23 protein-coding genes, 1 pseudogene and 1 riboswitch are annotated in these 25861 nt (G+C 50.7%); all 24 genes and pseudogenes read right to left on the minus strand.

All coding sequences use genetic code 11. The annotated features are described in order from the left end of the window. Positions 1–10 precede the first annotated feature (10 nt). The 24 genes and pseudogenes from I2H39_RS10265 to metG all read right to left on the minus strand — a co-directional run bounded on the left by I2H39_RS10265 (position 11) and on the right by metG (position 25787). Positions 11–1540, minus strand: a complete 1530-nt coding sequence (locus I2H39_RS10265; RefSeq protein ID WP_330640710.1) for a sugar ABC transporter ATP-binding protein — start codon at positions 1538–1540, stop codon at positions 11–13. A gap of 10 nt (positions 1541–1550) precedes the next feature. Next, the gene (locus I2H39_RS10270) at positions 1551–2633 is read right to left on the minus strand and encodes an ABC transporter substrate-binding protein (RefSeq protein ID WP_138310788.1); all 1083 of its coding nucleotides are present in this window, start codon (positions 2631–2633) and stop codon (positions 1551–1553) included. 669 nt (positions 2634–3302) lie between these two features. After that, positions 3303–4076, minus strand: a complete 774-nt coding sequence (gene trpA, locus I2H39_RS10275; protein WP_138310787.1) for a tryptophan synthase subunit alpha — start codon at positions 4074–4076, stop codon at positions 3303–3305. Next, complete coding sequence (trpB, locus tag I2H39_RS10280; RefSeq protein ID WP_138310786.1) at positions 4069–5253, minus strand: tryptophan synthase subunit beta; 1185 nt, start codon at positions 5251–5253, stop codon at positions 4069–4071. Before trpB ends, trpA begins: the two co-directional genes overlap by 8 nt. Positions 5254–5296: 43 nt before the next feature. Then, positions 5297–5959, minus strand: a complete 663-nt coding sequence (locus I2H39_RS10285; RefSeq protein ID WP_138310785.1) for a phosphoribosylanthranilate isomerase — start codon at positions 5957–5959, stop codon at positions 5297–5299. Between the two features lie 82 nt (positions 5960–6041). Further along, complete coding sequence (gene trpC / locus I2H39_RS10290) at positions 6042–6857, minus strand: indole-3-glycerol phosphate synthase TrpC (protein WP_195626391.1); 816 nt, start codon at positions 6855–6857, stop codon at positions 6042–6044. Next, complete coding sequence (trpD, locus tag I2H39_RS10295) at positions 6854–7888, minus strand: anthranilate phosphoribosyltransferase (RefSeq protein WP_195626392.1); 1035 nt, start codon at positions 7886–7888, stop codon at positions 6854–6856. The genes trpC and trpD overlap by 4 nt, the downstream gene beginning before the upstream one ends. 73 nt (positions 7889–7961) lie before the next feature. Beyond that, a complete protein-coding gene (locus tag I2H39_RS10300) occupies positions 7962–8597 on the minus strand; it encodes an aminodeoxychorismate/anthranilate synthase component II (RefSeq protein WP_138310782.1) in 636 nt (211 codons plus the stop codon). After that, the gene (locus I2H39_RS10305) at positions 8594–10180 is read right to left on the minus strand and encodes a chorismate-binding protein (protein ID WP_138310781.1); all 1587 of its coding nucleotides are present in this window, start codon (positions 10178–10180) and stop codon (positions 8594–8596) included. The genes I2H39_RS10300 and I2H39_RS10305 overlap by 4 nt, the downstream gene beginning before the upstream one ends. Positions 10181–10734: 554 nt before the next feature. After that, on the minus strand, positions 10735–11421 hold the full coding sequence (thiE, locus tag I2H39_RS10310; protein ID WP_138310780.1) for a thiamine phosphate synthase: 687 nt from the start codon (positions 11419–11421) through the stop codon (positions 10735–10737). Further along, positions 11408–12250 carry a hydroxyethylthiazole kinase gene (gene thiM / locus I2H39_RS10315; protein WP_138310779.1) on the minus strand — a complete coding sequence of 281 codons (843 nt, stop codon included), beginning with the start codon at positions 12248–12250 and terminating at the stop codon, positions 11408–11410. The genes thiE and thiM overlap by 14 nt, the downstream gene beginning before the upstream one ends. 17 nt (positions 12251–12267) lie before the next feature. Beyond that, complete coding sequence (gene thiW, locus I2H39_RS10320) at positions 12268–12804, minus strand: energy coupling factor transporter S component ThiW (RefSeq protein WP_138310778.1); 537 nt, start codon at positions 12802–12804, stop codon at positions 12268–12270. Between the two features lie 217 nt (positions 12805–13021). Continuing rightward, a riboswitch (TPP riboswitch) is annotated at positions 13022–13131 on the minus strand. A 150-nt stretch (positions 13132–13281) separates the two neighbouring features. Continuing rightward, positions 13282–13563: a Uma2 family endonuclease gene (locus I2H39_RS10325; protein ID WP_347708579.1), complete on the minus strand. Its 282-nt coding sequence runs from the start codon at positions 13561–13563 to the stop codon at positions 13282–13284. Positions 13564–13849: 286 nt separating this feature from the next. Continuing rightward, a complete protein-coding gene (locus I2H39_RS10330) occupies positions 13850–14701 on the minus strand; it encodes a Cof-type HAD-IIB family hydrolase (protein ID WP_138310874.1) in 852 nt (283 codons plus the stop codon). Between the two features lie 28 nt (positions 14702–14729). Beyond that, entirely contained in the window at positions 14730–15470 is a 741-nt protein-coding gene (locus I2H39_RS10335; protein ID WP_195626394.1) for a glycerophosphodiester phosphodiesterase, read from the minus strand. Positions 15471–15641: 171 nt separating this feature from the next. Continuing rightward, positions 15642–15818: pseudogene (locus I2H39_RS10340) on the minus strand (extracellular solute-binding protein); the annotation flags it as partial. A gap of 270 nt (positions 15819–16088) precedes the next feature. Next, positions 16089–16679 carry a hypothetical protein gene (locus tag I2H39_RS10345; protein WP_243281795.1) on the minus strand — a complete coding sequence of 197 codons (591 nt, stop codon included), beginning with the start codon at positions 16677–16679 and terminating at the stop codon, positions 16089–16091. A 371-nt stretch (positions 16680–17050) separates the two neighbouring features. Then, complete coding sequence (locus I2H39_RS10355; RefSeq protein WP_138310774.1) at positions 17051–17449, minus strand: zinc ribbon domain-containing protein; 399 nt, start codon at positions 17447–17449, stop codon at positions 17051–17053. A 106-nt stretch (positions 17450–17555) separates the two neighbouring features. Then, a complete protein-coding gene (locus I2H39_RS10360) occupies positions 17556–19340 on the minus strand; it encodes an oleate hydratase (protein ID WP_138310773.1) in 1785 nt (594 codons plus the stop codon). A gap of 128 nt (positions 19341–19468) precedes the next feature. After that, complete coding sequence (gene rsmA / locus I2H39_RS10365) at positions 19469–20356, minus strand: 16S rRNA (adenine(1518)-N(6)/adenine(1519)-N(6))-dimethyltransferase RsmA (RefSeq protein WP_195626395.1); 888 nt, start codon at positions 20354–20356, stop codon at positions 19469–19471. Positions 20357–20527: 171 nt separating this feature from the next. Continuing rightward, a complete protein-coding gene (locus I2H39_RS10370) occupies positions 20528–21292 on the minus strand; it encodes a TatD family hydrolase (RefSeq protein WP_195626396.1) in 765 nt (254 codons plus the stop codon). Between the two features lie 4 nt (positions 21293–21296). After that, positions 21297–22070 carry a TraX family protein gene (locus I2H39_RS10375; protein ID WP_138310662.1) on the minus strand — a complete coding sequence of 258 codons (774 nt, stop codon included), beginning with the start codon at positions 22068–22070 and terminating at the stop codon, positions 21297–21299. A gap of 156 nt (positions 22071–22226) precedes the next feature. Continuing rightward, complete coding sequence (locus tag I2H39_RS10380) at positions 22227–23570, minus strand: glycosyltransferase family 4 protein (protein WP_138310663.1); 1344 nt, start codon at positions 23568–23570, stop codon at positions 22227–22229. Positions 23571–23726: 156 nt separating this feature from the next. Further along, positions 23727–25787, minus strand: a complete 2061-nt coding sequence (gene metG, locus I2H39_RS10385; protein ID WP_264469668.1) for a methionine--tRNA ligase — start codon at positions 25785–25787, stop codon at positions 23727–23729. Positions 25788–25861: the final 74 nt, after the last annotated feature.

Here is a 25861-nt window from a genome sequence, read left to right on the forward strand (position 1 = left end):
CCTCTTATCCTCACATACTGAATACTTTGTTGTCAGCTATCCTCTTCATGATTTCTTCCTGGCTGATTTCCCCGCCAGTAAGTTCACCTAATTTACGCCCATCCCTCAACACCATCACCCGGTTGCTGTTCCTTACCACCTCGCTGATTTCCGATGAAATCATGACAACGCTCATTCCCTGCTTTGCCAGGTCACGCACAATTTTTTCTATTTCCGCCTTTGCGCCCACATCAATTCCTCTGGTGGGCTCATCCATGATAACCAGCCTGGGAGAGGTACACAGCCATCTGGCCAGCAATACCTTCTGCTGGTTTCCGCCGCTTAAGTTCCTGACTTTCTGTTCCATGTCAGGTGTCTTGATGCCCAGCCTGTTTATGAACTCTGCTGCCACTTTCTCTTGGGCTTTTCTTGATATAATTCCCATCCTGGTCAGCTTCGGGAGAAGGACAATGGATATATTCTCGCGTACCGACAGGTTTGGTATGATTCCCTCGGTTCTGCGGTCCTCCGGGCAGAGCGCCATTCCCTGCCGGATGGCATCTGATGGCATTTTAAATCTGATTTTTCTTTTGTCTATCACAATGGTTCCCCTATAATCCGTATCCTCCCCGAACAGTACCTTAATGAGTTCTGTCCTTCCGGAACCAAGCAATCCGGCAAATCCCAATACTTCTCCCGGGTTCATTTTAAACGATATCCCTTTCAGCTTGCTATTGGTAATATTTTCCATCTCGCAGATTGGCTGGCTGTCGCAGTGATAATTATTATCCTGTAAACGCGATTCACTGTTTTCCACCTTCTGTCCAATCATTTTAGAGACAAGGGATATCTCATCCAGCTCATTGATACCATACTCACCTTCACATACACCGTCCTTCAAAATCGTAACCCTGTCGCATATTTCATAGACCTCATTTAAACGATGTGATATGAAAATAATGGATACTCCCTGGCTCTTAAGTCTCCGGATTACCTGAAACAGAATCTTAACCTCCTGGTTATCCAGGGAGGATGTAGGTTCATCCATCACTACCAGCTTAGACTGAATGGCCAATGCCCTGGCAATTGCCACCATCTGTGCCACAGCAGCTCCCTGTATGCTGAGGGGCTGCTTTACATCATAATCCAGGCCGATACCTGTCAGAAGTTCCCTGGCATTTCTTTCCATCGCCTTCCAGTCTATTCCCCACTTTCCCATAGGCTCTCTGCCAATATATATATTTTCACATATACTCAGTTCCGGTATAAGATTCAACTCCTGATAGATAGTACTGATACCTAGTTTCTGGGCCTCCAGGGAAGACTGGGGATGAACCGTCTTCCCATCAAACAGGACCCTTCCGCTGTCACTGCTGTAGAGACCATTCAGAATCTTCATCAAGGTGGATTTTCCTGCTCCATTTTCCCCCATCAATCCATGTACTTCTCCATATCCGACCTTAAAATCCACCTGTTTGATTGCCTGTACACCCGGGAAGCCTTTGGATATGTTCTGCATCTCTAATAAATACCGATTCTCCATGGCCGTTCCTTCACCCATACCTCTCTGCTTAATATGCCAGGTCCATATTTTCCTGTGCATTTCCCGCATCCACCACCACGCCTTCCATGATGGTCTGCTCCGGAACCTCCTGACCTGCCAGGATTTTTTCTACCGTGTCAAAGGTAATAGGCCCATACATGGGACTGCTGACAACAGTTGCCGACATCTCACCGGCTATGACAGATTTAAATGAATCCATTTCCCCGTCTATTCCTATTACCAGAATATCCTCATTTGGCTTATAGCCCGCTGCCTTAATGGCCTGCACAGCCCCCAGAGCCATCTGGTCATTGTGGCAGAATACTGCATCCACCTCACCGCCATGGGCCTGCAGCAGATTCTCCATAACCTTCTGTCCTTCAGACCGTTCAAAATTTCCTGTCTGTGATGCGATAATCTTCATTCCCTCATTCTGATTCACCACACCTGCGAACCCTGTAGCCCTGTCCTGGGCAGAAGAAGACCCCACTGTTCCTGTAAGCTCAATGATATTGCAGGTTCCCCCGGTCTTTTCCTTAAGCCATTCGCCTGCTGCCTGTCCTTCCCATACAAAATCCGTGGCAATATAGGTTACATAATCCACTCCTGGCTCGCCCTTGGCAAGCCTGTCTACCAGTATTACCGGGACAGAATTCTCTTTGGCTGTCTGCAATGCTGTCTCTAATCCCTCAAACTCCCTGGGAGACAGTATGAGCAAGTCAATGTTCTGGGCAATCAGGTCTTCCACATCAGATACCTGTTTAGCCGTATTATCCTGGGCATCCGTGACAATCAGCTTAAACCCCCGCTTCTCCGCCTCATCCTTCATGCTGTTAGTCTCGGCAATCCGGTATGTGCCTGTATTTGCCAGCTGTGAATATCCAATCAGATAATCAGACGCATTCACTGCTTTTCCTCCGCCGTCCTGGGAAGACGTTTCTTTTTCGCTGCCGGCAACCGTTTCCTCCTTTACAGGCGCTTCAGTCTGGGATGAGCTGGACTGCTGCCCTGCCGTCGTATTGCCGGATGGAGACGCATCTGTTGAACACCCTGAGCATAACATTGCTGCTGCCAATAATAACGCTGCCATACATAGGCCTTTTCTTCTCATATCTTTCCTCCTTCTATGTTTCTGACTGTTTTCTGGTATATTCATTATAGATTTTTATTATTTACAGTTAAATTAATTATCTTTTGAAAACTTTTGTTTTCTTTGGGACATACACCCCCTCACTTTCGGCAAAAACGCAGATATGCGGCTGTCCTTGCCGGACAAACCGCATATCACTTCCATACTTTAATTTTCCATAATTACACTGTATCCTATTTAACCAACGCAAACTCATAAGCCTTCCTAATCCGCCCCATCAGCTTGTCATCTATCTCGGCCACACTCCTGGCAATAACATGGTGGGTCCAGCGGTTGGGACAGGGCTCTGCCGCTGCCTCAATCCTGTCATCTTCAATATGATGGCTTACGCCGAAAGTTGCAATAATACGAACTCCCTTCCGGCAGTTGTGTGCTTTATCCGATTATAGCACAAAATTCCCCCTGAATTTAAGCATCCCTTCATTTCATGGAAAAAACAGCCTAATCAGAAAGGCTGTTCATACGGAAGCCAGAAGGCTGAACTTCATTTAAATCTGTACACAGGTGGTAAATGCCGGCTGTTATAAGGCCCGAAGGAAAGGGAGTCTTAGGTATATCCGCCTTGCAGTATATCCGCTCTTCAGAATCTTCCGCCCAGCCCCTTTCCTCCCCCTTTCATCTCCTGCCCATCTATACCCCCACTGCGGCCTTCATCTGCTTCACATAATTGCAGACAGGTTCCACACAGTTTACACCGTACCTGGCCACCAGCTTAACAATGGCGCTTCCGACAATGACTCCGTCTGCCTGGGAAGCCATTTTGCCGGCCTGCTCCGGGGTAGAGATGCCGAATCCAATGGCACAGGGTACATTTTTTCCCTGCTTTACAGTGTCCACCATTTCCTTAATGTTGGTGGTAATCTCGCTTCGGACACCGGTAACTCCAAGGGATGACACGCAGTATACAAACCCATGGGATTCCCTGGCAATGGCCTGGGCCCGCTCCCTGGAGGTGGGCGCCACCAGATAAATCAGGGTCATATCATACTTTTTACAAGCCGGCAGCAGTTCCTCCCGTTCTTCAAAGGGCATATCCGGCACAATCAGGGCGTCTATTCCACAATCAGAGGCATTTTTCATAAACTTATCCACGCCATATGCAAACACCGGGTTGATATAGGTCATGAACGCCAGCGGCACATCTGTCTTTTGGCGAATCCGGCGCACTGTATCAAATATCTTGTCCGTGGTGGTTCCTGAAGCCAGTGCCCGAAGGTCTGCCTCCTGAATGACGATTCCCTCTGCCACCGGGTCGGAAAAGGGTATTCCCAGCTCAATCAAATCCGCCCCGGCCTCTGCCATGGCAGGCACAAGCGCCTCTGTCACTGACAGGTCCGGGTCGCCTGCTGTTATGAAAGGTATGAATGCCTTTTTATTCTCAAAAACCTGCTGTATCCTATTCATAGAGCTCTACCCCCTTATATCTGGCAATTGCAGCCACGTCCTTATCTCCCCTGCCGGAAAGATTGATAACAATAATCTGGTCCTTATCCATTGAGCCTGCCACCTTCCTGGCATAGGCCACTGCATGGGCGCTCTCCACTGCCGGGATGATTCCTTCCATACGCGACAGATATTCAAATGAGTCCACTGCCTCATCATCCGTCACAGGCACATACTGGGCCCTGCCGCTGTCATGGAGCTGCGCGTGCTCCGGTCCAATGCCCGGATAATCCAGCCCGGCGGATATGGAGTACACCGGTGCAATCTGTCCGTATTCGTCCTGACAGAAATAAGATTTCATGCCATGAAAAATGCCGACCCTGCCCGTGGCTATGGTGGCTGCAGTCTGCTCAGTCTCCACGCCCAGTCCTGCCGCCTCACATCCTACCAGCTTCACGTCCTTTTCATGGATGAATTCATAGAAAGCTCCCATTGCATTGCTTCCGCCTCCCACACAGGCAATAACCATATCCGGAAGCTTTCCCTCCTTTTCCATAAGCTGTTCCTTGATTTCCCTGCTGATTACGCTCTGGAAATCCCTTACCATCATGGGAAATGGGTGGGGGCCCATGACAGAGCCAATAACATAATGTGTATCCGCAATGCGGTTGGTCCACTCCCTGAGTGTCTCATTGACAGCATCCTTTAATGTCTGCGTCCCGCTGGTCACCGGGTGTACCTTTGCCCCCAACAGCTCCATGCGGTATACATTGAGCGCCTGGCGGTCCGTATCCTCCTTTCCCATATAGACCTCGCATTCCAGTCCCAAAAGGGCTGCCGCCGTGGCTGTTGCCACGCCGTGCTGTCCGGCCCCTGTCTCTGCAATGACCCTGGTCTTTCCCATTTTCTTTGCCAGAAGAACCTGCCCCAGCGCATTGTTGATTTTGTGGGAACCTGTGTGGTTTAAGTCCTCCCTTTTGAGATAAATCCTTGCTCCGCCCAGGTCCTTTGTCATCTTCTCCGCATAATAGAGGCGCGAAGGACGGCCGGTGTATTCCTCCAGCAGATACTTTAACTCGGCCATGAACTGCGGCTCCTTTTTATAGTACTCATATGCCTCTTCCAGTTCCGCGACAGCGCTCATCAGTGTTTCCGGTATAAACTGGCCGCCATGGATTCCAAATCTTCCTCTTGACATTGCTGTGTCTCCTTTTCTGATACAATTTCTTTATACAGTCATGTTAAATACAGCTATTAAGCGGACAGTCCGGGCTCTGCGTCTGCCCCCGCAGGACCTGGGCCAGCTCCTCCATCTTTCTCCGGTCCTTCCTGCCCCCTGTTTCCACCGCGCTGCTGACATCAATGCAGTAGGGTCCGTGGGCCGCTGCCTGCCTTATATTGCCCAGATGTATGCCTCCTGCCAGGAAATAAGGCTTTGTAAGCCCGGGAATCATATCCCAGTCAAACTGGGTGCCGCTGCCCCCGTACTTACCCTTTGCATACGTGTCCAGAAGAAGGTAATCACAGGGCAGCTCCTGGGCTTTTAAAATCTGTTCCCTATTCCTGACCCGTATTGCCTTGATAACCGGCAGTACGGTGTGCTGCTTCAGCTGTCTGATGTAAGCCTCATCCTCGTCTCCATGGAGCTGTATCAAATCAATCACCCTGCCGGTCCCCTGGTTCCCGGCGAGCTCCAGTATTTCCTCCATGGATGCATTGACAAATACGCCCACGGCCCGGATTCTCTTATCCAGAACCTGTCTTAACTGGGCTGCCTTATCAGGCGTAACCCTGCGGCTGCTCTCGGCAAATACAAAGCCGATATAATCCGGCTGAATCTCATTGGCCGCCAGGATATCTCCAAACCGGCTGAGACCGCAAATCTTAAGCCTGCATGTTTTCATAATCCATCCCCCTGCATTATTCCCTATATCTGTCCCGCACATATTTGTACCTGCACATGTCGGTCCCTGCACATGTATGTCTCTACCCAATCCGTGACTTAAGTTCCCGCAGGGCACTCTTTTTGTCTGCTGCCCGCATCAGGGTTTCTCCCACAAGAACCGCATCCACCTGGTTCTCTGCCAGAAGCTCTATATCCTCAGGCGTTCTGATTCCGCTCTCCGCCACAAATATGGTGCCGCGGTCCACCAGTCTCCTGAGCCTGAGTGCGTTTGTGAAATCCACCTCAAAGGTCCCCAGGTTTCGGTTATTGATTCCAATCATACCGGCCCCTGCCTCTGCCGCCATGGCCACCTCCCCGTCGGTATGGGCTTCCACCAGTGAACTTAGCCCCAGACTGCCGCAAATGCCCATATACCGCTTCAGCTGCTCCATGTCCAAAAGGGAGCAAATCAGCAGAACAGCGGATGCACCCAGCACCTTTGCCTCATAAATCTGGTACTCATCCACAGTAAAATCTTTCCGCAGCAGCGGCAGGTCTGTCTCCCTGCGGATTTCTTCCAGATAACGGTCAGCCCCTAAAAAGAACTCCGGCTCCGTCAACACGGATACCGCATCCGCACCAGCCTCCTGGTACTGCCTGGCTATTTCAACATAAGGGAAATCCGGAGCAATCAGTCCCTTTGAAGGCGACGCCTTCTTGACCTCACAAATGAAGGAAATGCCTGGTTTTGACAGGGCTGCTTTAAAAGCAAGGGGTTCATTCCCTCCATCCTCCCGGTTAATGCCCTCCCTCTCCCTTAACTCATAGGCTGCCTTCATCATTTCTTCCAGTGGTTTTACCTGTTTTTTCTGTTCCACCCGTTTCCTGGCGGACAGGGCTATCGTATCCAGTATCATGATGCCTTTACCTCTCCCGCTGCTTTCTTTGTGGCCCGGATGAACTCCTCCATCTTGGCCATGGCTGCTCCGGAATCAATGATGCCCCGGGCCTTTTTCACACAGTCCTTCACCGTACAGTCATCAATTCCTAGATATAAGCTGATGGCCGCATTCAGGACCACCACGTCTCTCTTTGGTCCTTTCAGGCTGCCGGATAAAATGTTCTTTGTTATCTCTGCATTTTCCTCAGGCGTGCCTCCTATAAGTTCATCCAGGCTGCATACGGTTAAGCCCAGTTCCTCAGGTGTCATATCATAGGCCGTAAGTTTTCCGTAACGGATTTCACATACGTGGGTGGGACCGGTCAGCGTTGCCTCATCCAGTCCGTCTCCCCCGCATACCACCATTCCCCTGGTAACTCCCAGGTTGGCCAGCACCTGCGCCAGCGGCTCCACCAAATCACGGCTGTACACGCCTAAGAGCTGCATGGATGCTCCTGCCGGATTGGACAGGGGGCCCAGGATGTTAAAAATGCTTCTGATTCCGATTTCCTTCCTCACAGGGGCCGCATATTTCATGGAAGAATGGTACGCCGGCGCAAACAGGAAGCACATACCGGTGTCCTCCAGGACAGTCTCTGCCTGTTCCGCCGTCAGCGACAGTTCTGCTCCCAGCCGCTCCAGTACGTCTGCAGCCCCGCTCTTGCTGGATACGCTGCGGTTGCCGTGCTTTGCCACCCGTATGCCTCCGGCCGCCGCCACAAATGCGCTGGTGGTGGAAATATTAAAGGTTCCCACCTCGTCCCCGCCTGTTCCCACTATGTCCATGACCGCAAAGGGAGGCGACAGCTTTACCGCCTTATCCCGCATAACAGTTGCGCAGGCCGTAATCTCATCAATGGTTTCACCCTTCATCCTCAGTGCTGTGAGGAACGAGGATATCTGTGCCTGGGTGGCGTTTCCGCTCATGATTTCGTCCATGACTTCCTTTGTTGTATCAAAATCCAGATTTTTATTTTCTACCAATTGGTGAATTGCTTTTTGTATCATAGTCATTCTCCTTTTTACTTAAACCCTGATATTATATTCCTGCTCTGTTCTGGTTTTCACAGGCCACATTCCGTTACATTGCTCTGATATTCAAAAAATTCTCCAGTATCTTCCTTCCATCCGGCGTCAATATGGATTCGGGGTGGAACTGCAGCCCATATACAGGATAATCCCTGTGCTGCACCGCCATGACCTCCCCCTCCATGCAATCCCTGGCCACCACTTCCAGCTCCTCCGGCAGGCTATCCAAAACCGCGGACAGGGAATGGTACCTGGCTGCCGGTATAACGGACGGCAGTCCCTCAAACAGCCGGCATCCGTATCCTGTCCTTCCGGATGCATCTGCCTTGCCCGGAGTGTTATCTTCCTTTATATGACAGTCCAGCCGGATATTGCTCTGTTTGCCGTGCATCAGCTTCTTTGCATGGGCAATGGTTCCGCCGAATGCCTCGCATATTCCCTGATGTCCCAGGCACACGCCCAGAATCGGCATTTTTCCCTTCAGCTTTATGACTGCCTCCTCCAGAATGCCTGCATCCCGCGGATATCCTGGTCCGGGCGACAGAATCAGGTGGCTTGGTTTCATGTTCTCTATATCTTTCACCGTAACCTGGTCATTGCGGACCACCTGTATATCCGGCTCAATGCTTCCAATCATCTGTACCAGGTTATAGGAAAAGCTGTCATAATTATCAATCAATACAATCATCTGTCATCCACCTCCCCTGCCCGAAGGATGGCCTGAATGACGGCCTTTGCTTTGTTTTCCGATTCCTCATATTCCAGCTCCGGCACACTGTCCGCCACAATTCCGCCTCCTGCCTGAACCGTGACCTTTCCTGCCTGTTTTACTGCCATCCGTATGGCGATGCATGTATCCAGGTTTCCTGTAAAATCCAGGTATCCCAGAGCCCCGCCGTATATCCCCCGGGGAACAGACTCCAATTTTTCTATAATCTCACATGCCCGTATCTTGGGAGCACCCGAAAGTGTGCCTGCCGGAAGCAGGGCCTCCACCGCCGAACAGCCGTCCAGTCCGGGTTTTATATTTCCTTCCACCTGGGAACAGATATGCATGATTTTGGAATACCTGTGTATCATCTTGTACTCCGTCACCTCCACGGACCCGAACTCTGCAATGCGTCCAATATCATTCCGTCCCAAATCCACCAGCATATTGTGCTCGGAAAGCTCCTTTTCATCTGCCAGAAGCTCTTCCTCCAGCCTTTTGTCCTCCTCATCCGTTGCACCCCTGGGCCTGGAACCAGCTACCGGGAACGTGGTGAGACGCCCGTTTTCAAGGCGTACCAGGGTCTCCGGGGAGGTACTGATGATTTCATCCTGGTCTATGTTCATGTAAACCATGTAAGGGGATGGGTTCGTGGTTCTGAGAACCCGGTAGGCATTCAGCAGGCTGCCCTCATAGGAGCTGGTAAACTGTCTGGATATAACTGCCTGAAAGATATCCCCGTCCAAAATAAACTCCTTTGTCTTTTCCACCGTGCTGCAGAACGCTTCTTTGGAAACGCTGCAGGAAAAGGATGGTTTTTCCGGTGAGGACAGCCGTTTAAGAGGCGCCGTGTCATTGATAAGAGAGGCCATTTCCTGTATTTCCTCACAGGCTCTTCCGTATTCCTTCATCAGATACTCCAGGCTGCCGGATTTGTTCCCATTTCCCCGGCCTCCACCGTAGTTCTGTCCTTCACAGTGCTGCCGGCCCTCACCGTGTTCCCGGTCCTTTATTCCCGCGTTTTCTGTCCTGCCGGTCTTCATGTTAACCACAATCTGTATCTTCTGTTTCAGGTGGTCATAGGCAATAACCTTGTCAAAGAGCATCAGGTCAAAATCATTGGCCTGGCCTCTGCTGATATGGAGGGTTGGCTCTGCATACTCAATCATGGCATATGCAAAATACCCTACAAATCCGCCGGTAAAGGGCGGCTGTCCTTTCAGCCTGGGCGCCCTGTACTGCGCCAATATCCCGCGAAGCACATCCATGGGACGGGCGGTCTGTATTTCCCCTGACGGGAACCGGCTGATACTGCTCTCAATCTTCACCTTACCGCAGCGGCAGGTAACACGCATCACCGGATTATATCCAAGAAAGGAGTAGCGTCCCCACTTTTCGCCGCCCTCTATGCTTTCCAGAAGATAAAAGCGGCTGCTCCGTTCTGCTATACGTCTGAGCAGGGTTATGGGCGTCACCACATCCGCGTAAACCTCACGGCATATGGGGATGATATCATATTCTCCTGACAGGCTTAAGATTTCATCACAAGCTGGGATTATCATTTACGTTAACTCCTTTCCTTCATGCTGGCTGTTTATTTTCAACCTCTCAACAGTTCCGGGTCCGGGCATCACATTCAATAAAAAAAGAAGCCCTTATCCCTGCCGACTACATCTGTAATCAGCAGGGACAAAAGCTTCTTCCGGCTTCTGCGGTACCACCCTGGTTGGCGCTTATCCGTGACCTGCATTCCCTGCCATCCTGTGGTATGGGAAATTAAAAAGCATCAAGTTAAATTTAACCTGATGCTGTGTCATCGAACAAAGAAATAAAATACGCCCGCTCTGCAACGCACCATCATGCGTTCTCCCTGGTAACGGTGGGATACCCGTCAGCCCATACTCCCATCAGCCCTATCTCTATGCCTCTGGTTTCCAGCTGCCCTCGCAGGTCCATTCAGACTCTAATCCAATGCTCCCTTACACCGGCCGGAAGCTCTCTGCGCCTGGAATTACAATCTTACTTACTCCTACTCAACGGTTTTATATGTTTCGTTGAATGTTGAGCTTATTATAATCAGCTCATTTCCAAATGTCAATGGTTTTTTTCAAAGTTTTTAAATATTTTCCATTTTCTTACTCTTGTCCGGTGAGGACAATCCGACTATTTCCCCCATTGCCTTAACCAGCTTTTCCGTGGTTTCCCGTATATGGGGCGACCCAAATATACCTGACACAATGGCTGCTCCTGCGGCATGGCTGCCGGCCAGCCGGCCTATGTTATCCAGGCAGATTCCCCCGATAGCCACCACAGGAATATCCACACTGTCGCAGATTGCATTTAAGGTCTCCATAGTCATGGGGCGGGCATCTGCTTTTGTATTGGTTCCGAATATGGCCCCGCTTCCCAGATAATCCGCGCCTGCTGCCTGTGCTTTTCTGGCCTGTTCCACTGTCTTTGCCGTAACACCCAGTATACGGTCAGGTCCCAGAAGCCTTCTGGCCTCAGATGCCTCCATATCTTCCTGTCCCACATGGAGTCCGTCTGCATGACAGGCCAGTGCCAGCTCCAGATTGTCATCAATCATAAGAGGCACGTTATATTCTGCGGTAATTTTGCGGATGGCGCAGGCAGTTTCCAGCACTTCCTCAAAATTGCCTTTGTCCAGTTCCTTTTCCCTGAACTGGACCATGGTTGCACCGCCCTCTAATGCCTCCCTCACCTGTTCCGCCAGGGAGTATTTTCCGGTCCAGGATTTATCGGTTACTGCATAAATTAAAAGATGTTTCCTATCGAATTTCAATTTTTTTACCTCTTTCCAATGTCTCGTCATCCAGAAGGCTCATTTTATCCATCAGGTGCATGCGGAACATACCAGTCCCGCCTCCCTGCTCCATGGTCTCCCCGGCCGCCAGTTCACCGCAGAGTCCGTGAGCGCAGAGTGCCATGACCACAGATTCCTCCAACAAGCCTGCCTGTCCCTGTTCTCCATGCAGCCCGCAGAATGCCCCCACAAGCCCGTCCAGCATACAGCCGCTGCCTGTAATCCTGGTCATCCAGGGATGACCGTTTCTGACAATGTACTCTTTTTCTGTTCCTGCAGCCACATCCTCTTTTCCGGTCATCACCACAATTGCTCCGGTAAGGTCCCTCAGGGAACAGGCAATTTCCATACGGCTCCGGACCGTGCCTTGGTTCTCTGAATCCACGCCGCAGGTATTGCCCGCCTCATGACCGCTCAGCTCCAGGTTCAGGGCCCGTATTTCCGCCTCATTTCCCCGGATGACAGATGGCGGGGCCTGGCGGATGATATCAATGGCAGCCTGTCTGCGGAACCGCGACGCAGTGACGCCTACCGGGTCCAGAATAATGGGGTGTCCCATGGCAGCAGCCTTCCTTCCCGCCGCCGCCATGGCTGGTATGGTCTTCTCATCCAGAGTTCCCAGGTTCAGGACAAGGCTGCTGCAGATGGCGGTAACATCCTCCACCTCATGGAGCCCCTGAGCCATAATAGGGGAGCCGCCTGCTGCCAGGACCAGGTTTGCCACATCTCCCGCTGTAACGTAATTTGTTATACAGTGGACCCTGGGAGAGCGTTCCCTCAAGTCCTTCATCCATTGTCTCTGCATCATCACTTTATCCTTTTATGTTATCTTCCCACGGCTTTGCCGGGCTGTACATCCAGATTCAGCATACGCTTCATGTACTGAAATGCCCCGGATTTATACAGCACCCCAATCAGAAACGCGGCAATGACCGTACCGCACATGGTACTCATAAGGAATGGGATTACATAGGCAAAAACAGCTGCTTCCTTCCCCATGACCAGTGTTGCCACCGGATAACAGAGGATTCCTCCCAGTATGCCGGTGCCAAACACTTCCCCAAAATAAGCCAGTGTGAGCCTGCCGAAACGCTGGTACAGATATCCTCCTAAAAATGCGCCTGCCATACTGCCCGGAAACGCCAGCAGACTGCCTGTTCCCAGCAGATTTCTGATAAAGGATGTGCAGAACGCCATACCCACACCGTACCACGGCCCAAGGAATACGCCGGCCAATACATTGGCAAGATGCTGAATCGGGAAACATTTGGATGCCCCTATTGGAATGGAAAAGCCGGATAAGGATACGGCCACCGCTGTCAGCATGGCGCTTACCGCCAGTTTCTTAATGTTTACTTTCATAGTCATACCTCCATGTTTTTACTCGGAGCCCGCCTATCTTCCTGGTGAAGAGGCATATTTTCTGTACAGCGGTCTTCTGCCTGCACAGCAGCATATTGACCGTATAAGCGGCGTATCACCTGCACAGTGAATCTTCATAATAAGGCCAAGCTGCGCAAAAGGCCGCAAAAAAAGCCCATACCGCGCAGGATATGGACTTAAATTATGCATTCAATACACATACATGTCTCATATTTCCCTACGTTGGCATTACCCAAATCAGGTGCGATAGGTCGAAGTTTGATTACTTCCTCTCAGCCTGCTTCACAAGCTCCCTGTTGTCATCTAGCATAGCACCGGAATATTTATTTGTCAATCGGTAATGAATGATTGAACCGGTTTTGAATCTGGGCAGACCGGAACCAACATATAGACGAAGCATATATCAGCCGGATGATAACAGACATGACTGGCGGGAGAGAGGCAGTGCAAATGAATTTACCCCCCCCCCCCAACGGCCTCAAAATCATAAACCATAACCACATTTCTCAGCGGGTCCACAATCCAGTACTCCCTGACCCCAGCCTGCTCATATTTCACCGGTTTCCTGATATAATCCAGGCTCCTGCTGCTTATTGACACAACCTCCGCCACCAGGTCCGGGGCGCCGTGGTATCCGTTCTTTTTTATTTTGTTCCCATCACACACCGCTATCAGACCGGGCAGGAAATAATTGTAATCATCCCTCTCTAAAATGACAACAGCATGAACTTCTGTCACACATACAATAGACATTCCCCCTGTCCCCACATCCCAAAAAAGATATTGCACCATAACACCGCTGAAAATTCCGGCGAACTGCCGGGCAAGCACTAAGACCTTTTGCGGAGGAACCTCCGCTGAAGTATACCCATAATATCATGATTACCTGCCAAATGCAATTAAAAAAGAGCCTGGGGCCGGACTTTTCCGGCCGGGTTCTGCGCCTGCGGACGTTATGGGCAGAACCTGCGGACTCTATACTTATTACCTGTGAACTATTTTCTTTACTGAACCTGTAAATCGCTTAGTATGCCCTGGCCTCCCTGGTAAGCACCAGTGTCTCTATGGCATAGGCTACCCCATCCTGAATATTGGAACGGGTCTGGCATTTGGCAATACGTTTGATGCTCTCCATGGCATTTCCCATTGCAACCGTATATTTTATATCCATGGACAGCATGGAATAATCATTCTCACTGTCTCCTACGGCCATGATTTCGTCCGGTCCCACACCCCTGGCCGACGCATAAAATGCCAGGGCCCTGCCCTTCTGGGCACAGCTGTGGGTCAGCTCCAGATTGGTGGCAAAGGAGGACGCAACCGCCAGGTCCGGTATACCTGACAGCTTCTCCTTGATTCTGCCCAGGACCTTCCGGGACTCATGGATGACCGATATTTTATAAAATGCCAGTCCCATTTCAAAAAGCTGCTTTTCCTCCGCAAAAGAAAACCGGTCCCGCACTCCCTCATAGGTAAACTCCGCCATGGGAAGCAGTACGTTCCTCTCAAAGCATGCCCGGAACTGCGCCTCATCTGCCGTGGTGTAACTGCCTTTGTCCGTCATGAAATCAAAGATGATGTCCTCCTTTTGGCAGCATTCCAGAATTCCTCTGACCTGTTCCTCAGAAAGCCGTATTTCATCCATAAGCCTTCCGTTCCAATCATACACAGCAGCTCCATTCATGCACACCACAGGCGCCCTGAGTCCGGCCTCCTTAAGGGGTTCCAGTGCATCTATATAACTGCGTCCCGTACAAATCAAAAACTCGGCTCCCGTACTTATAAGCCCTTTCAGTGCACGCACATTCCTCTCTGAAATATGCCCGTCAGGGCGCAAAAGGGTGCCATCCATATCAAGTGCAACCAGTTTAATCATATATTCCTGCCTTCTGTCAAATATTCTGTCATAGCTGCGTATACCTGTCAACCACACTTCTGCACAGGTCCGGCCGGTTGGTAATGATGGCATCCACTCCCTGCTGCACCAGCATTTCCATATGCTGCTCTTCATTCACCGTCCATACATTCACTGCCAGCCCCTGCCTTCTGGCAGCCGGTATAAGTGATAAATCCTGCAGGTGATACAGGGCCGGATGCAGGGCGTCCGCCCCAACCGTATGACGTCCATAGGACGCGGCGTCAATCCAGCCGTCCGAGTATAGGAGGCCCGTCCTGCTGTTACCGTCCAACTCCTTAATTTTTACCAGGCTGGGATGGCAGAAGGATGAATAAATCACCCTGTCCTCCATCCCCATGAACGCAGTGAGCGCCAGTACCTTTTTCTCTATCTCAGGGTAGAGTATGATGCCGGTTTTAAGCTCCACATTCACGGTCAGCCCTGTGGGCTTTAACAGTTCATAGACTTCCTTAAGCGTGGGAATCCGGGCATCTTTAAATGCCGGAAACAGTCTGTTAAAAGAAAACCCCTTAAGCTGGGCCAGGGTATAATCCTTTATATACCCCGTGCCGCTGCTCACCCTGTCTATGGTCTCATCATGGGCCACTACCAGCTCTTTATCCCTGCTTAACTGTACATCCAGCTCCACGCCGTCAGCCCCCATTTCCGCCGCCAGCCGGAATGCCTCCAGCGTATTTTCCGGCGCATAAGCCGAAGCGCCTCTGTGGGCCCAAACCTGTGTCTTCATACTCAGTATACCCTCCAATCCATAATTATCATTCATTGAGCAGGTTATATTCCTCAATTGCCTTATTAATCTGCTGCGCCATCTTGGAAGCAGTCTCCTCCGGGCTTACTCCATTGTTGAGCATGTTCTCTATCTCCGTCTCAACCACCTGCCTGGCCTCAGGGAATACACTGAGCAGGGCGCCTGCATGATGCCCGCCTTTTCAAACATATCCTTGTTGTAGTAAAGGAGGGGCGTGGAAGAGTTAAAGGGCATGGAATATAATGTATCACCTACAGTATAATACGCAGCAATGTTAGGTTCAATCTGTGTTTTATCCCATCCGTCCGCATCAATTAAGTCCTATATCCAGGATTCGGGCTGCCTCCCTCGTCCGTCCCTTTCTCTCCTGCAAATCTACCTATAGATTCTAAATTATCCAGGTAAAATCCAAAAGCAGGTTCGCGTAAAATGGAGGTAAAACCAATAAATTTTACTGGTTGTTCATATATGGAATAATGGATTCGGCTTATATTGAATGCTGAAAATACAAAAAGGATTCTGCAACGCAGCTGTTGTCTGCCTTGCAAAATCCTCTTGATTACTTTGGATTATTGAATTAAAATCCGGAAAATAGTTTTATGCCATATTCAGAATGCGCTTCATCTTCGTGACTTCTCCATCCAGGTGGTTTACCTTTAAATGGTACATCGTATTAGGATGCAATTCCTTTAAAGCCTCATCCAGCTTTCGGTCCAGGTTCAAATGTCCCTCTGCAATCAGCTGGATGTTCCTGTTCGTCTCATTTTCTAATGTAATCTCTATGTTTGTAACCCTTTCTTTCAGTACCTGCACGTCTTCCTTCAGTACCTGCACGTCCTCTTTCAGTACCTGCACGTCCTCTTTCAGTACCTGCACGTCCTCTTTCAGTACCTGCACGTCCTCTTTCAGTACCTGCACGTCCTCTTTCAGTACCTGCACGTCCTCTTTCAGTTCCTGCACGTCTCCTTTGAGTACCTGCACGTCTCCTTTCAGCACCTGCACATCTCCTTTGAGTACCTGCACGTCACCTTTCAGTTCCTGCACGTCTCCTTTGAGTACCTGCACGTCTCCTTTCAGCACCTGCATATCCCCCTGCAGCGACTGCACATCCTCACCTACCGAGACAAGACCGCCCTCGATTCCCCCTAACTTCTGAAGAATCAAATCCATTTTCTGATTTTCTGTCATTTCCTCATCCTTTCTCTTATGCAATGACGATATCCATTGCAGCATCCAACACCTCTCCAAATATCAGATGCACCGTAAAGGCTAACTCTATTATACTATCCCGGAGGGTCTATTTCCAGATTGAATTTCAAAAATTATATTATTCCTGGTTCATTATCCCGTGATATACAAAACCGCATATTTCATTTCCGGACATGTGGATACCATCAGAAATCTGCCAAAGGACCTAAATGGTTTAAACGGCCAGCCATATGCCCCTCCAACCGCAACACCCATCTGACGGAACGCAATTTTCCAACACGCTCTAATGCAGACGGCAGGAAACCGTGAATGGGATATGCACCTTGCCTCCGGCTGCACATCCCACTCAATCACAGTTTCCTGCCGCATTTAGGACAGTATTCAAACTCTTCTTCCGTCTCATATCCGCAATTGCTGCATTTTCTCCAGGTCTTATAAGCCCCGCTGTCATAATAGCCCCGGCGGTTCCCCTCCTGTACCAGGGTCAAGTCGGAACTTCTTATGTCCACCTGCTGCCCGTGAAGCAGCGCTTTTCCCACCTCCGGGTCCAGCTCGTAAACAGCATCGCAGCAGGACATTTTAACATAGAACTTTTTATTCCATTTAAACAGGGGAATAAAGAAAAAGCTGAAATACATATAGGTCATAAATACCTGGTAACGCCCGTATCCGCCGCACCGGTCACATATGACAGTCTTCACATAATCCAGTATTTTCTGGCCCTGGCTGATTCCTCCTATGAATATCATTAAATTTATCTCCTATCCTGCCTATATTGCGCTTGTATGTATTCCAAAAGTCCGGGCCGGCAAAAGCCGGCCCAATATTAAACCATACGGCAGAGTATATCCCCTGCTACAGATAAGATTTCTTAAGTGCCTTCAGAAGTATCTTAGGCTGCCTGTTGTAAGGCGTCACCGGACAAATCTTCTTCTTCACATCCATAAGGCCGTACACCGCAATGCGTGCCGCGCGTACTGAGTATTCCTCGGTAAATACCATGTCCTCCGGTATCTCCACAAACTGGCTCACCATTGCGAAGTTGGTGGAGCCTGCCGGAATCACCGGCGGCCTGTCGCTCATCTTGCGCGGTTCAAACTGTGCATCCACATAAGGCATATAGCATGGAATTACATTGATGACCGTCTTCATCAGCTCTGCAATCCTGTCCTCCGGAATATGCAGATGATGGAGATATTCATTTAACAGCTCCTGTCCCGTACAATCCTTCATTGGCTTCTTTACATAATCGCCAATGGCTTCTGTGTGCAGTCCATATCCCCAGAATATAGTCTGGTCTGCCGGCTGGTTCACAAAATGAGGCTGTGCCGCAACCACGCTGCTCATAAGCCAGCTGGAATCCTTAAAGGTCATAAGGGCGCCGCTGCCGGGCACATTGCCGGTAAAGTTCTCAATGGTCTTTAAGATATCATCGCCCCGGCAGGTAACGGTAAAGCTGAGCCAGTTAGTCTCCTCAGGCTTGGTAAAGAATGGCTCCGGATTCCCCAGCCCCGGCTTCTTCCCGGCCACCTTGGTCCAGAGTTCTCCGCTGATTGGCTTCTTCTCAGGAGCAGGTGCTGGTTTGTAAAGGCTTCCCAGGGTAGCGCTGTCCGTCATACACGCATTGGTCATAATGCAGATATCACTCTTGTTTAACTGGACCTCCTCGGTCACATAAGAAACCTCAGCCGGCCCGTCTGCATCCTCACCTGAGTCCTCTGTACTCTCCACTTTCTTCTTCAGATACAGGGTTTTCACCGTAATTCCAGGTCCGTCCGTGAAATCTATATCCGTCACTTCACAGTTCTCACGGAAATTGACCCCTGCCTTTCTCAGATAGGTCTCCAGAGGGCGAATCACGCTGTCGTACTGGTTTAACGGCGTCCTGGTAACTCCCTCCAGTGTCTCGATACGGCTGAACTCAAAAATCATGCGGTTCATATACCGTCTGAATTCAAACAGGCTGCTGTACTTCTGGAACGCAAAAGTAGTCTGCCACATATACCAGAAATTAGTCTCGAAAATATGGGGCGTCTCCTTGAACCAGTCCTGAATGGTCAGGTTGTCCAGCTTTTTCTCGTCTGTCATCAGCAGCTTCAGAAGGGCCATGCGGTCAGCCTGGTTAAAGCCCATGGATTTCACATCCAAAATGTTGCCGTCCTTATCCACCAGTCTTGCCTTAGCGCAGGTGGGATGGGCATGGTCAAACTCCAGAATCTCCTCCGTCACACTGTGTCCGGGCTGGCGCAGGGATGGGATGGAACGAAAGAGCTCCCAGAAGTTCTCATAAGTCTCCTCATTGAGCATACGTCCCCCGCGGCATACAAAGCCCTGCTCCGGCGTACCAATGCCGTCATTGCTTCCCCCAAGTATGTGCATACCTTCGTAAACCGTTATCTGGTTGGCAGGAAACTTGCAGTCACGAATCAGATACGCCGCCGCTGCCATGGTGGCCAGGCCGCCGCCCACCAGATACGCCTTCCTGTCGCCGTAATCCCGGTTATTCATCACCGCTTCCTCAATGGCGGCAACCCTCTCATCTTCCTTTTCCTTCCGGCTGTCCTGCAGCTTTTTCACTGCCACACCCACTGCTGCTCCTGCTGCCGCAGCTGTCAGGATTTTACCCACTTTCTTGTTCATCGACTTACCTTCCTTTCTGTTTTATATATAAATTCTCTGATGATACAGATAATTGTCCTTCCAGGATTATTCCCTTTATCCGCCTGAAATACACAGCAGACCCCCGTTTTTGTGCTCCTGGCATAACATTATGAACCGCAGGCCCCGTTTCCCGCTGTCCGGGTAAAATAATTGGACAGGCCGGCAAACTGCTCCAGTGTCAGTGCTTCCCCCCTGACAGAGGCAGGAACTCCCAGGCTCTCAATAGCAGCAGCAATCTGCTCCTTTGTATACGGAACCTCCGGTGAATTATTCAGTCCGTTCTGAAGTGTCTTCCTGCGCTGGTTAAATGAAGCCCGTATAAGGCGGAACATGACCCCCGGCTCGTCCACCTGCACCGGCGGTTCCTGATACCTGGTCAGGCGGATAACTGCAGAACCTACATTGGGACGCGGAATAAAACAGTTAGGCGGTACATTTGCCACGATATAAGGCTTTGCATAATACTGCACCGCCAGGGACAGGGCGCCATAGTCCTTGGAGCCTGGCCCCACCTGCATCCGGTCCGCCACTTCTTTCTGCACCATGACAGTAATATTGTCAATGGGTACATTGCTCTCAAACAATCCCATGATAATGGGCGTGGTGATGTAGTAGGGCAGGTTGGCCACCACCTTAATCGGCCTTCCATCATTATACTCATCCACCAGCCGGTTCATGTCTATCTTCAGGATATCACTGTTGATGACAGTCACATTGGAATAGCCCTTTAAGGTCTCGTCCAATATGGGAAGAAGATTGGTGTCAATCTCAACTGCCACTACTTTTCCTGCGTGTTCTGCCAGATACTGGGTCATGGTACCGATGCCTGGTCCGATTTCCAGCACACAGTCAGCCTCTGTAATCCCTGCGGCGCTTATAATTTTGTCCAGCACATGGATATCAATAAGAAAATTCTGACCGAATTTCTTCTGGAATGCGAACTGGTATTTCTGTATGATTTCAATGGTATTTTTCGGATTACCCAAAGTTGCCATGTATGATAATTTCCTTTCTGCGGGCCGGATCCGGCCCTCTTTTAAGAGTAATGGATTCCCGTCCAAAAGTCAATGCCTGGGCAAAAGAACAGGAAAAAAAGAAGCGCTGTATATCGTACATCACAGCGCCTTTTGTCTATTACTCAACTCTGTTTCCCATAACCCGGCATTCTACAGCCGGTAAAGCTTTTTTCCATTTTCCCAGGTGACCTTCATGACGGTTTCCGGGTCCACTCCCTTTAACTGGCTGACAGCTTCCACCACATAGGGAAGATTCAGGGAAGAATTCCTTTTTCCCCGGTTGGGGACCGGAGCAAGATAGGGACAGTCTGTCTCCAGAACAATGGATTCCAGAGGTATATACTCCACCACCTCTTTCAGTTTCCTGGCATTGCTGAAGGTAAGGACACCTCCGATTCCAAGGAAGAATCCCATGTTCAGGTATTCCCTGGCCATTTCCCTGGTGTAGGAAAAACAATGGACAACGCCTCCTATATCCCCGGCCCCGGCCGCCTTCATCATATCCAGGGTATCCTTTGCAGCATCCCTGCTGTGGATGATTATGGGAAGCTTTACCTGCCTGGCCAAATCCATCTGTGCCTCAAACCACTTTTTCTGTATGTCATGGGCCGGCTCCTCCCAGTAATAATCCAGGCCAATCTCACCCACGGCCTTTATCACCGGGCGGTCACACTGTTCCTTAATCCACTGAAGTCCCTCCTGGTCCATCTCCCCTGTCTCACTGGGATGGACTCCCACGGATCCGTATATCCAGTCATGGGCTTCGGCCAGTTTTATGGTACTCCGGCAGCTCTCCAGGCTGGCTGCCACATTCATGACCGCACCGATTCCGGCTTCCTGCAGACGTCCCAGAAGCTCTGTCCGGTCCTCATCAAATGCCTCATCGTCATAATGGGCATGGGTATCAAATATCATGATTTTATACTCCTTTTGCTATCCACATGCTCACCCCATACAGCACCAGAAAATGTACCGGATAAAACACGCAGAACATATATTTAAGCTGAAACGCCCCCCGCCTTCCATTGTACAGGACAATGGGCACAAAGGACAAGGCCGACACACAATAGCAGCTGATGCTCTCCACTGCACAGATTCCCACTCCGGCAACCAGCTGGGCCGTATCATTGCGGCGGAAACAGTACATGGCGGCTATGAACAGCACTCCCACCACATTATAATCAAACTGCAGCACCCATGACAGAGCGCATCCTGCTGCCAGGGCAGCTGCCCGCAGCCCCAGGCTGTGGGTGTACTCCATAACAGCCATAACCAGAATGCCTGCAAACAGGGTAAACATCATATTCTGATAATGGGGATAGAATGGGGTATGGTATACAGCCAAATCAAAGGGCACCTCGGATAACAGGGCAAACAGCAGCATTCTGAGAGCGTACTGCCGGCGGTCCCTGGTGCGCACGAATTCCTCCGCTGTGAGATAGGCCAGAATGGGAAAGCCCAGTCTGCCCACATAGCGGCAGACCTGTCCCGCAATCAGCCAGTAATGACCGGAAGGCGTCAGCACCACCGCATGATAAAGAGCGCTGTCCGTTCCATGGAGAATCCCTCCCTGAATCACCACAGCACCGATATTATCAATAAGAATTGCCACAATTCCCAGAATCTTCAGCTGGTTTCCCGTAAGCCCCTGCCGGCGGCCGGCGTATGGACCGCGGCTGCGTTTTCTCCCCATATCGTACCCTCTTTAGGGCCATATAAGCCCCCTCATGTTTTAATTTCCTTTCATCATACTCCAAAATGGCGAAAATTGCAAGTTTCTCCCACTTCAGGTCGATTTTTCCATGATACAGGGTATACCCCTCCCATTTTCACCCAGATTTCAGTGCTTTTACATACAATTACAGGATTCCAATATTTTTTTGCTTATGCCTGCCCAGGATATGCGGCTTAAATCCGGAAGAGAGGCCGTATCTGCCGGAATGGCAGCTGCCCCACATTTTGCGCTGGCTGTTTCCTGAGCCATGCCGGTCATATCCAAACTCCGGCCTATGGCCTCTGCCAGACGCTGTTCAAATCCGGGAAGCTCCTGTTCAACCGGTTCATCCGCATTTACAATGGCGGGAAGGGACACAAATTCCACGGGACATGTTCCGATATTTTCCTCCAGCCAGGGCCTGACCCCCGGCAAATCCGTGCAGACCACCTTTAAGCCGCAGGCCAGGGCCTCTATCACCACAAGGGGAAGACCCTCATAAAAGGACGGGAGTACAAAAACATCTGCCTGGTTCATCTGTTCCGCCAGCCGGGACTGTTCCAGCCTTCCAAGAAATTTTACCGGATAAGGCGACTGCTCTGCCAGCTTCTCAATGGCTTCGTATTCCGGCAGATTTCCGTATCCGCCGGCCAGCCATACCTCAAGCTTCATGGACGCCGGAGCCTGTTGCGCAGGCGGCACCTGCCCCTGCCTATCCTGCCCCTGCCTATCCTGCTCCTGCCGCTCTATGCCCTCTCCCTGGCACTCCGCCAGATACGTCAGGCTGCGCAGCAGGCTCATAACCCCCTTTTTTTCGGACAGCTTGCCTGCGTATATCAGCCGCCTGACCCCATCCGCCTTTTTAACCGGCATATACCGGAAAACAGAATCATCAAAGCCGCTTCCAATCACCTCCAGCCGTTCCTCCGGCACACCGTATACCCGGCTGATTTCCTCCTTCTGCTCCCTGTGGAGGCAGAACACCTTGTCCAGCTCCTTTATGCGGGCCAGGATATAGTCCCGTTCCAGGCCGTTTTTCTTTACCTGGCGCAGGCCCGTGCCATGGCATATGGCTGCTGTTTTATACTGGGGGAATGCCTCCCGCACCACGGCTGTAAGCAGATACAGATGGTGGCACAGAATCAGGTCCGGCCGGAAGCCCTCCACCGCCTCCCTGGTCTTTTCCAAAAACGCCTGTTTAAACGCATCCACCATATCGCCTGTCATCCGGCTGTATACGGTGCTCTCATAGGGCATCTCATCCGACATTCCCGCTATGGGAAAGGGCAGGCTTTCTGTCCTGTAATACACAGGATAGACCTGGGTCCCCTCAGGAAAATGCATCTCATCCTCCTTATAGACGCCTGCCACCACTGCCTGCTCATGCCCCAGTGCAGCAAACCCTTTTACCAGACCGGTGAGATAAACACCGCTCCCCGTGCTATGGGGTTTCTGGGCCGTTATGCTCAGTATCCTCATAATCCCCTCCGTTTCTCCTGAAAACATGTAATAAAACACATTATCTAAAACAGGAGCAGGTCATCACCGCCCGCTCCTGCCTTCCGGGCAGCCATGAAACGCATATGCATTCAATCACTCCTGCCCGGTATATATCCTATTCTTATTAACATTTTGTCAGCAGATTTCTGCTCCTGCCGGCATACTCTTCTCCGGTGTCATAAGCGCCAGATTGCCCTCTGCATCCTCTGCGCAGAGAATCATGCCCTCAGACACCATGCCTGCCAGCTTGGCCGGCTTTAAGTTGGTCACCACCATAACCTTCTTGCCCACCATCTCCTCAGGAGAGTAGTAAGCCTTTATGCCGCTCAAAATCTGGCGCACCTGGCTTCCAATCTTTACCTGGGAACAGAGAAGCTTCTTGGACTTGGGAACTGCCTCGCACTTGATGATTTCTCCCACCTGGAACTGAAGCTTTGCAAAATCATCATAGGTAATCTCCGGCTTGGCCTCCAGGTCAATGCCGCTGTCCTCTGCCTGCCCGGATGCTCCGTCCCCGCCGCCAGCCTGGTTTGTGTCTGCCGCAGCCTCTGCCGCATGCATGGCCTCTACCTTCTCCAGCACTTCCTTGATATCCATACGTGCGAAGAGAATCTCCGGCTTATCCGTCACCTTCTGTCCGCTTGGGTACAGTCCAAAGGTATCCATCTGGGACAAACCGCGCTTGCCTGTACGAATCTGCGCCAGAATCTTCTCAGATGTCTCAGGCATGAAGGAATACAGCAGGGAAGCCCCAATGGCAATGGCCTCAGTCAGATTGTAAAGTACGGTGGAAAGCCTGTCCTTCTGTTCCTCATCCTTAGCCAGTGTCCAGGGTGTGGTCTCATCGATATACTTGTTGCATCTTCTGAAAATGTTGAAGATTTCCGTCATGGCATCCGCCACGCGCAGCTGCTCCATCTTGGCATCCGCTTTCTTCACTTCCTCCAGCACTACCTTCTTAAGGTCCTCGTCCACCTCCTGGGAAACACCCTTGTCGCTGACCACGCCGTCAAAATACTTGTTGCTCATGGAAATGGTCCGGTTCACCAGGTTGCCCAGTATATTAGCCAGGTCAGAGTTCATGCGCTCCACCATCAGCTCCCAGGAAATAACGCCGTCATTGTCAAAGGGCATCTCATGAAGCACAAAATAACGCACGGCATCCACGCCGAAAAAGTCCACCAGCGTATCTGCATAGAGCACATTGCCCTTGGACTTGCTCATTTTGCCGTCGCCCTGCAGAAGCCATGGATGGCCAAATACCTGCTTGGGAAGGGGCACGCCCAGAGCCATCAGGAAGATGGGCCAGTAAATGGTATGGAAACGGATGATATCCTTTCCAATCAGGTGCAGGTCTGCGGGCCAGAACCGCTTAAACTGGTCTGTGCTATTGCCGTCACAATCATATCCAATACCCGTGATATAGTTAGTCAGCGCATCCAGCCATACATAGGTAACATGCTTTGAATCAAAATCAACCGGTATGCCCCAGCTGAAGGTGGTCCTGGACACACACAAATCCTGAAGGCCCGGAAGCAGGAAGTTATTCATCATCTCATTCTTCCTGGACACAGGCTGGATGAACTCGGGATGCTCATTGATATACTCAATCAGCCTGGGAGCGTACTTGCTCATGCGGAAGAAATATGCCTCCTCCTTGGCAGGCTTTACCTCGCGCCCGCAGTCAGGACACTTGCCGTCCACCAGCTGGGACTCAGTGAAAAAGGATTCACAGGGAGTGCAGTACAGCCCCTCGTAGTATCCCTTATAGATATCGCCCTGGTCGTAAAGCTTCTTGAAAATCTTCTGCACCTGGGCCTCATGGTCCTGGTCCGTGGTACGGATGAACTTGTCATAGGAAGTGTTCATCAAATCCCAAATCCGCTTTATCTCAGCAGCAGCCTTGTCCACAAACTCCTTCGGAGTCACGCCCGCTGCCTGGGCCTTTTCCTCAATCTTCTGGCCATGCTCGTCCGTGCCTGTCTGGAAGAACACGTCAAGTCCCTGCTCCCTCTTATATCTGGCTATGCTGTCAGCCAGAATGATTTCATAGGTATTGCCGATATGCGGCTTGCCGGAAGCATAGGCAATGGCCGTGGTAATATAATATGGTTTTTTACAATCCTGACACATATGATTAAATCCCTCTTTTTCTGAGCGGAAACAAAGGGCCGGGACAGAGCCTGCCTGTATCATGCTCTGGCTGTCACAGCGCCCAATCCGCTTATTTTAATAGTTTTAAGTATAAGCGTTTCCCCCATGTTCGTCAA

The sequence above is a fragment of the Clostridium sp. 1001283B150225_161107_B6 genome (genome assembly GCF_015556325.1).
Classification (GTDB): domain Bacteria; phylum Bacillota; class Clostridia; order Lachnospirales; family Lachnospiraceae; genus Enterocloster.

Excerpts from the sequence above, each read along its gene's own strand:
- I2H39_RS10265 (WP_330640710.1), bottom strand. The coding sequence starts at position 1,540 with ATGGGTGAAGGAACGGCCATGGAGAATCGGTATTTATTAGAGATGCAG.
- I2H39_RS10270 (WP_138310788.1), bottom strand. The coding sequence starts at position 2,633 with ATGAGAAGAAAAGGCCTATGTATGGCAGCGTTATTATTGGCAGCAGCA.
- trpA (WP_138310787.1), bottom strand. The coding sequence starts at position 4,076 with ATGAATAGGATACAGCAGGTTTTTGAGAATAAAAAGGCATTCATACCT.
- trpB (WP_138310786.1), bottom strand. The coding sequence starts at position 5,253 with ATGTCAAGAGGAAGATTTGGAATCCATGGCGGCCAGTTTATACCGGAA.
- I2H39_RS10285 (WP_138310785.1), bottom strand. The coding sequence starts at position 5,959 with ATGAAAACATGCAGGCTTAAGATTTGCGGTCTCAGCCGGTTTGGAGAT.
- trpC (WP_195626391.1), bottom strand. The coding sequence starts at position 6,857 with ATGATACTGGATACGATAGCCCTGTCCGCCAGGAAACGGGTGGAACAG.
- trpD (WP_195626392.1), bottom strand. The coding sequence starts at position 7,888 with ATGATACAAAAAGCAATTCACCAATTGGTAGAAAATAAAAATCTGGAT.
- I2H39_RS10300 (WP_138310782.1), bottom strand. The coding sequence starts at position 8,597 with ATGATTGTATTGATTGATAATTATGACAGCTTTTCCTATAACCTGGTA.
- I2H39_RS10305 (WP_138310781.1), bottom strand. The coding sequence starts at position 10,180 with ATGATAATCCCAGCTTGTGATGAAATCTTAAGCCTGTCAGGAGAATAT.
- thiM (WP_138310779.1), bottom strand. The coding sequence starts at position 12,250 with ATGATGCAGAGACAATGGATGAAGGACTTGAGGGAACGCTCTCCCAGG.
- thiW (WP_138310778.1), bottom strand. The coding sequence starts at position 12,804 with ATGAAAGTAAACATTAAGAAACTGGCGGTAAGCGCCATGCTGACAGCG.
- I2H39_RS10330 (WP_138310874.1), bottom strand. The coding sequence starts at position 14,701 with ATGATTAAACTGGTTGCACTTGATATGGATGGCACCCTTTTGCGCCCT.
- I2H39_RS10335 (WP_195626394.1), bottom strand. The coding sequence starts at position 15,470 with ATGAAGACACAGGTTTGGGCCCACAGAGGCGCTTCGGCTTATGCGCCG.
- I2H39_RS10345 (WP_243281795.1), bottom strand. The coding sequence starts at position 16,679 with ATGACAGAAAATCAGAAAATGGATTTGATTCTTCAGAAGTTAGGGGGA.
- I2H39_RS10355 (WP_138310774.1), bottom strand. The coding sequence starts at position 17,449 with ATGATATTCATAGGAGGAATCAGCCAGGGCCAGAAAATACTGGATTAT.
- I2H39_RS10360 (WP_138310773.1), bottom strand. The coding sequence starts at position 19,340 with ATGAACAAGAAAGTGGGTAAAATCCTGACAGCTGCGGCAGCAGGAGCA.
- rsmA (WP_195626395.1), bottom strand. The coding sequence starts at position 20,356 with ATGGCAACTTTGGGTAATCCGAAAAATACCATTGAAATCATACAGAAA.
- I2H39_RS10370 (WP_195626396.1), bottom strand. The coding sequence starts at position 21,292 with ATGATATTTGATACCCATGCCCATTATGACGATGAGGCATTTGATGAG.
- I2H39_RS10375 (WP_138310662.1), bottom strand. The coding sequence starts at position 22,070 with ATGGGGAGAAAACGCAGCCGCGGTCCATACGCCGGCCGCCGGCAGGGG.
- I2H39_RS10380 (WP_138310663.1), bottom strand. The coding sequence starts at position 23,570 with ATGAGGATACTGAGCATAACGGCCCAGAAACCCCATAGCACGGGGAGC.
- metG (WP_264469668.1), bottom strand. The coding sequence starts at position 25,787 with ATGATACAGGCAGGCTCTGTCCCGGCCCTTTGTTTCCGCTCAGAAAAA.